Here is a 6,450-nt window from a genome sequence, read left to right as displayed (position 1 = left end):
AGCAACGATGTTACGCAGCAACGATGTTACGCAGCAGGGCAGTCGCCCTAAAACAAAGTTAGGCATCACAAAGTACAGCATCGTGACCAACAGCAACGATTCCGTCACACTGCGCCTCATGACTGAGCATGACCTTGCGATGCTCTATGAGTGGCTAAATCGATCTCATATCGTCGAGTGGTGGGGCGGAGAAGAAGCACGCCCGACACTTGCTGACGTACAGGAACAGTACTTGCCAAGCGTTTTAGCGCAAGAGTCCGTCACTCCATACATTGCAATGCTGAATGGAGAGCCGATTGGGTATGCCCAGTCGTACGTTGCTCTTGGAAGCGGGGACGGATGGTGGGAAGAAGAAACCGATCCAGGAGTACGCGGAATAGACCAGTCACTGGCGAATGCATCACAACTGGGCAAAGGCTTGGGAACCAAGCTGGTTCGAGCACTGGTTGAGTTGCTGTTCAATGATCCCGAGGTCACCAAGATCCAAACGGACCCGTCGCCGAGCAACTTGCGAGCGATCCGATGCTACGAGAAAGCGGGGTTTGAGAGGCAAGGTACCGTAACCACCCCAGATGGTCCAGCCGTGTACATGGTTCAAACACGCCAGGCATTCGAGCGAACACGCAGTGATGCCTAACCCTTCCATCGAGGGGGACGTCCAAGGGCTGGCGCCCTTGGCCGCCCCTCATGTCAAACGTTGGGCGTGACCAATGCAGCGTGTCGTCGGGCCACATAGAACACCTAGAAGTTCACAAGAAAGGTCGGAAATGGAACGAAGTAGCAATGAAGTCAGTAATCCAGTTGCTGGCAATTTTGTATTCCCATCGAACGCCACGTTTGGTATGGGAGATCGCGTGCGCAAGAAATCCGGCGCCGCCTGGCAAGGTCAGATTGTCGGGTGGTACTGCACAAATTTGACCCCCGAAGGCTACGCCGTCGAGTCTGAGGCTCACCCAGGCTCAGTACAGATTTATCCTGTTGCGGCGCTTGAACGCATCAACTGAGTTCAAGGTTGAAGTGCGCCGCTCAACGGTCAAACCGGGCATCACCGACTACAGCCCAACTTGTCGCTCCAGCGGACGGCTTCGCCGCCCGCTGAGCTAATTCGTTAAACATCATGAGGGAAGCGGTGATCGCCGAAGTATCGACTCAACTATCAGAGGTAGTTGGCGTCATCGAGCGCCATCTCGAACCGACGTTGCTGGCCGTACATTTGTACGGCTCCGCAGTGGATGGCGGCCTGAAGCCACACAGTGATATTGATTTGCTGGTTACGGTGACCGTAAGGCTTGATGAAACAACGCGGCGAGCTTTGATCAACGACCTTTTGGAAACTTCGGCTTCCCCTGGAGAGAGCGAGATTCTCCGCGCTGTAGAAGTCACCATTGTTGTGCACGACGACATCATTCCGTGGCGTTATCCAGCTAAGCGCGAACTGCAATTTGGAGAATGGCAGCGCAATGACATTCTTGCAGGTATCTTCGAGCCAGCCACGATCGACATTGATCTGGCTATCTTGCTGACAAAAGCAAGAGAACATAGCGTTGCCTTGGTAGGTCCAGCGGCGGAGGAACTCTTTGATCCGGTTCCTGAACAGGATCTATTTGAGGCGCTAAATGAAACCTTAACGCTATGGAACTCGCCGCCCGACTGGGCTGGCGATGAGCGAAATGTAGTGCTTACGTTGTCCCGCATTTGGTACAGCGCAGTAACCGGCAGAATCGCGCCGAAGGATGTCGCTGCCGACTGGGCAATGGAGCGCCTGCCGGCCCAGTATCAGCCCGTCATACTTGAAGCTAGACAGGCTTATCTTGGACAAGAAGAAGATCGCTTGGCCTCGCGCGCAGATCAGTTGGAAGAATTTGTTCACTACGTGAAAGGCGAGATCACCAAGGTAGTCGGCAAATAATGTCTAACAATTCGTTCAAGCCGACGCCGCTTCGCGGCGCGGCTTAACTCAAGCGTTAGATGCACTAAGCACATAATTGCTCACAGCCAAACTATCAGGTCAAGTCTGCTTTTATTATTTTTAAGCGTGCATAATAAGCCCTACACAAATTGGGAGTTAGACATCATGAGCAACGCAAAAACAAAGTTAGGCATCACAAAGTACAGCATCGTGACCAACAGCAACGATTCCGTCACACTGCGCCTCATGACTGAGCATGACCTTGCGATGCTCTATGAGTGGCTAAATCGATCTCATATCGTCGAGTGGTGGGGCGGAGAAGAAGCACGCCCGACACTTGCTGACGTACAGGAACAGTACTTGCCAAGCGTTTTAGCGCAAGAGTCCGTCACTCCATACATTGCAATGCTGAATGGAGAGCCGATTGGGTATGCCCAGTCGTACGTTGCTCTTGGAAGCGGGGACGGAAGGTGGGAAGAAGAAACCGATCCAGGAGTACGCGGAATAGACCAGTTACTGGCGAATGCATCACAACTGGGCAAAGGCTTGGGAACCAAGCTGGTTCGAGCTCTGGTTGAGTTGCTGTTCAATGATCCCGAGGTCACCAAGATCCAAACGGACCCGTCGCCGAGCAACTTGCGAGCGATCCGATGCTACGAGAAAGCGGGGTTTGAGAGGCAAGGTACCGTAACCACCCCATATGGTCCAGCCGTGTACATGGTTCAAACACGCCAGGCATTCGAGCGAACACGCAGTGATGCCTAACCCTTCCATCGAGGGGGACGTCCAAGGGCTGGCGCCCTTGGCCGCCCCTCATGTCAAACGTTGGGCGAACCCGGAGCCTCATTAATTGTTAGCCGTTAAAATTAAGCCCTTTACCAAACCAATACTTATTATGAAAAACACAATACATATCAACTTCGCTATTTTTTTAATAATTGCAAATATTATCTACAGCAGCGCCAGTGCATCAACAGATATCTCTACTGTTGCATCTCCATTATTTGAAGGAACTGAAGGTTGTTTTTTACTTTACGATGCATCCACAAACGCTGAAATTGCTCAATTCAATAAAGCAAAGTGTGCAACGCAAATGGCACCAGATTCAACTTTCAAGATCGCATTATCACTTATGGCATTTGATGCGGAAATAATAGATCAGAAAACCATATTCAAATGGGATAAAACCCCCAAAGGAATGGAGATCTGGAACAGCAATCATACACCAAAGACGTGGATGCAATTTTCTGTTGTTTGGGTTTCGCAAGAAATAACCCAAAAAATTGGATTAAATAAAATCAAGAATTATCTCAAAGATTTTGATTATGGAAATCAAGACTTCTCTGGAGATAAAGAAAGAAACAACGGATTAACAGAAGCATGGCTCGAAAGTAGCTTAAAAATTTCACCAGAAGAACAAATTCAATTCCTGCGTAAAATTATTAATCACAATCTCCCAGTTAAAAACTCAGCCATAGAAAACACCATAGAGAACATGTATCTACAAGATCTGGATAATAGTACAAAACTGTATGGGAAAACTGGTGCAGGATTCACAGCAAATAGAACCTTACAAAACGGATGGTTTGAAGGGTTTTGTAGGAGAGGAATAAAGTTTCATACTAAGCAGTCAAGTAACCCTGTTTGTACCGTTCTAAATGATACTCACCCAGAAATAAAGATTCATACTAATTCCTACTACAAAATCTGAGTCACGCTACAACTGAGTAATAAAGTATCATACTGGTTGTCTTGAGCATCCACAGATTGATTGGCCCCATTCAAACACGTTTCTGGACAAGAATGAGCTAGAAGTATTGATCTAGCTCTGGTGATTTGAATTAGAAAATGTATTAATGTTGTGTATAGTTTATCAGCAGGTATTCGTAAGCATCTAGTCAGGAAAAACAACAATACCCAACGCTTCGAGAAGCTGTTCTTGTTGCCAGCTGGCAATTTTGATACCTGATGTATCGACTTTTCGAGGATCTAAACCGTCGAGTTCGGCGTGACATAAATTAGCACCCTGTAGGCTAAACTGTCCCCAGACATCTTCAGAAAAAACACCTCGACTTAAGTCTGACTCTTTCAGTGATGCGCCCGCGAGGTGAGTCCCTATCCAGCGATTTTCAAACAGCTCACATTTTTCTAAACAGACCCGCTCCATATTGGCATAAGACAGGTTACATCCAGTAATAAAGGCTGAGCAAAAGTACATACGATTACTCACTTGATTGGCAAAGTTTGCTCGGGAAAAGTTGGCCCCTTTTAAATCACACTCACGTAACTCAATACCGTAGCAATTGGCGTTACTAAAGTTTGCCATCGCAAGCTGGCATTGTTGGAAACTTGCATCGCGAAGGTCTGCGACATCAAAATGGCAACCTTCGATATCACCCTGTTCAATGAACTTGCAGTTAATAAATGTCGCATCACGCAAGTTAGCACGTCGAAAATCGCATCGGATAAAGGTGCAAGCAGTGAAAGTAATATCACTTAGATCTTGATGTGAAAAACTGTGGTGTCGATATGTGTGACGGTAGGTTTCCATGTTGACTCCTATGATGAACTGGACGCAACACTACCATCAAAGCCACATCACATCACCAAAATAAAAACACTAAAAATCAAGATCTTAAAAACCCTCATTTTGCCTATTTTAAGGGGGTAAAATAGCGCCCTGAGCCTCTATGTTAACGTTCAAAGTACGCGGCACCATTGAAAAAAGTTATCCGCTTAAAAAGCCACAGAGAAAAGGAACCCAATAGATTACTGATGTCCGCCATTAGGTAAAGTAACCTTAAACGGAAGCCTGCAATTTGAAGTAGATACAAGGTCTAAGAAGGAATGGGGCATAAACGTTTTAGAAATGGCAGTGTACTCTGATCGCTGCCATTTAAGTATGAATCTTTAATACTCAGTATGATTCTTTATTACTTAGTAACGAAACTTTATTCTACTCACACAGGTTTATTATAAGCAAATCAGGACATAAATATGTTTTTGTGTCCGCACTTACAGGAAACTTGGGGTCGAATTTAACATCAAGCATAAAAGCCAAGAAAAATGCGATCACCATTCTAAACACACTAAATTTATAAAAAATCTAATGGCAAAATCGCCCAACCCTTCAATCAAGTCGGGACGGCCAAAAGCAAGCTTTTGGCTCCCCTCGCTGGCGCTCGGCGCCCCTTATTTCAAACGTTAGACGGCAAAGTCACAGACCGCGGGATCTCTTATGACCAACTACTTTGATAGCCCCTTCAAAGGCAAGCTGCTTTCTGAGCAAGTGAAGAACCCCAATATCAAAGTTGGGCGGTACAGCTATTACTCTGGCTACTATCATGGGCACTCATTCGATGACTGCGCACGGTATCTGTTTCCGGACCGTGATGACGTTGATAAGTTGATCATCGGTAGTTTCTGCTCTATCGGGAGTGGGGCTTCCTTTATCATGGCTGGCAATCAGGGGCATCGGTACGACTGGGCATCATCTTTCCCGTTCTTTTATATGCAGGAAGAACCTGCATTCTCAAGCGCACTCGATGCCTTCCAAAAAGCAGGTAATACTGTCATTGGCAATGACGTTTGGATCGGCTCTGAGGCAATGGTCATGCCCGGAATCAAGATCGGGCACGGTGCGGTGATAGGCAGCCGCTCGTTGGTGACAAAAGATGTGGAGCCTTACGCTATCGTTGGCGGCAATCCCGCTAAGAAGATTAAGAAACGCTTCACCGATGAGGAAATTTCATTGCTTCTGGAGATGGAGTGGTGGAATTGGTCACTGGAGAAGATCAAAGCGGCAATGCCCATGCTGTGCTCGTCTAATATTGTTGGCCTGCACAAGTATTGGCTCGAGTTTGCCGTCTAACAATTCAATCAAGCCGATGCCGCTTCGCGGCACGGCTTATTTCAGGCGTTATGCAGCCAAATCCCAACAATTAAGGGTCTTAAAATGGTAAAAGATTGGATTCCCATCTCTCATGATAATTACAAGCAGGTGCAAGGACCGTTCTATCATGGAACCAAAGCCAATTTGGCGATTGGTGACTTGCTAACCACAGGGTTCATCTCTCATTTCGAGGACGGTCGTATTCTTAAGCACATCTACTTTTCAGCCTTGATGGAGCCAGCAGTTTGGGGAGCTGAACTTGCTATGTCACTGTCTGGCCTCGAGGGTCGCGGCTACATATACATAGTTGAGCCAACAGGACCGTTCGAAGACGATCCGAATCTTACGAACAAAAGATTTCCCGGTAATCCAACACAGTCCTATAGAACCTGCGAACCCTTGAGAATTGTTGGCGTTGTTGAAGACTGGGAGGGGCATCCTGTTGAATTAATAAGGGGAATGTTGGATTCGTTGGAGGACTTAAAGCGCCGTGGTTTACACGTCATTGAAGACTAGTCCTTTGCATAACAAAGCCATCAAACCGGACGCCAGAGATTCCGCGCCTGTTGCGCATGGCTTCGCCATTTTATGCGCAATAGGCGCGCCACCCTGTCGCCGTTTATGGCGGCGTTAGATGCACTAAGCACAT

At 47.2% G+C, this 6,450-nt stretch carries 6 protein-coding genes and 2 pseudogenes; 7 read left to right on the top strand and 1 reads right to left on the bottom strand.

The genetic code is table 11. From position 1 onward, the window contains the following. The first annotated feature begins 82 nt into the window (after nucleotides 1–82). From CKK19_RS23335 to CKK19_RS23315, 5 genes and pseudogenes are all read left to right on the top strand, one after another. Entirely contained in the window at nucleotides 83–637 is a 555-nt protein-coding gene (locus tag CKK19_RS23335; RefSeq protein ID WP_003159191.1) for an aminoglycoside N-acetyltransferase AAC(6')-Ib4, read from the top strand. Nucleotides 638–767: 130 nt separating this feature from the next. Beyond that, entirely contained in the window at nucleotides 768–1,004 is a 237-nt protein-coding gene (locus tag CKK19_RS23330; RefSeq protein ID WP_000442373.1) for a trimethoprim-resistant dihydrofolate reductase DfrB1, read from the top strand. Between the two features lie 113 nt (nucleotides 1,005–1,117). Continuing rightward, nucleotides 1,118–1,956, top strand: a pseudogene (gene aadA1, locus CKK19_RS23325) (ANT(3'')-Ia family aminoglycoside nucleotidyltransferase AadA1). Nucleotides 1,957–2,119: 163 nt separating this feature from the next. Further along, nucleotides 2,120–2,674 carry a fluoroquinolone-acetylating aminoglycoside 6'-N-acetyltransferase AAC(6')-Ib-cr5 gene (locus CKK19_RS23320; protein WP_063840321.1) on the top strand — a complete coding sequence of 185 codons (555 nt, stop codon included), beginning with the start codon at nucleotides 2,120–2,122 and terminating at the stop codon, nucleotides 2,672–2,674. A 130-nt stretch (nucleotides 2,675–2,804) separates the two neighbouring features. Beyond that, nucleotides 2,805–3,506: pseudogene (locus CKK19_RS23315) on the top strand (penicillin-binding transpeptidase domain-containing protein); the annotation flags it as partial. A gap of 297 nt (nucleotides 3,507–3,803) precedes the next feature. Here CKK19_RS23315 and CKK19_RS23310 read toward each other — a convergent pair. Continuing rightward, nucleotides 3,804–4,460, bottom strand: a complete 657-nt coding sequence (locus tag CKK19_RS23310) for a quinolone resistance pentapeptide repeat protein QnrS2 (RefSeq protein WP_012537714.1) — start codon at nucleotides 4,458–4,460, stop codon at nucleotides 3,804–3,806. A gap of 687 nt (nucleotides 4,461–5,147) precedes the next feature. Here CKK19_RS23310 and CKK19_RS23305 point away from each other — a divergent pair. Continuing rightward, nucleotides 5,148–5,780 carry a type B-3 chloramphenicol O-acetyltransferase CatB3 gene (locus CKK19_RS23305; protein WP_000186237.1) on the top strand — a complete coding sequence of 211 codons (633 nt, stop codon included), beginning with the start codon at nucleotides 5,148–5,150 and terminating at the stop codon, nucleotides 5,778–5,780. Nucleotides 5,781–5,864: 84 nt separating this feature from the next. Beyond that, nucleotides 5,865–6,317 (top strand): NAD(+)--rifampin ADP-ribosyltransferase Arr-3, encoded by a 453-nt coding sequence (locus CKK19_RS23300; RefSeq protein WP_001749986.1) that lies wholly within the window; start codon nucleotides 5,865–5,867, stop codon nucleotides 6,315–6,317. Nucleotides 6,318–6,450: the final 133 nt, after the last annotated feature.

It is taken from the genome of Enterobacter sp. CCUG 70166 (genome assembly GCF_020224095.1).
GTDB lineage: Bacteria > Pseudomonadota > Gammaproteobacteria > Enterobacterales > Enterobacteriaceae > Enterobacter > Enterobacter intestinihominis.
Note: the sequence above shows the minus strand (reverse complement) of the source record. Positions and strands in the feature narration are given on the sequence as shown.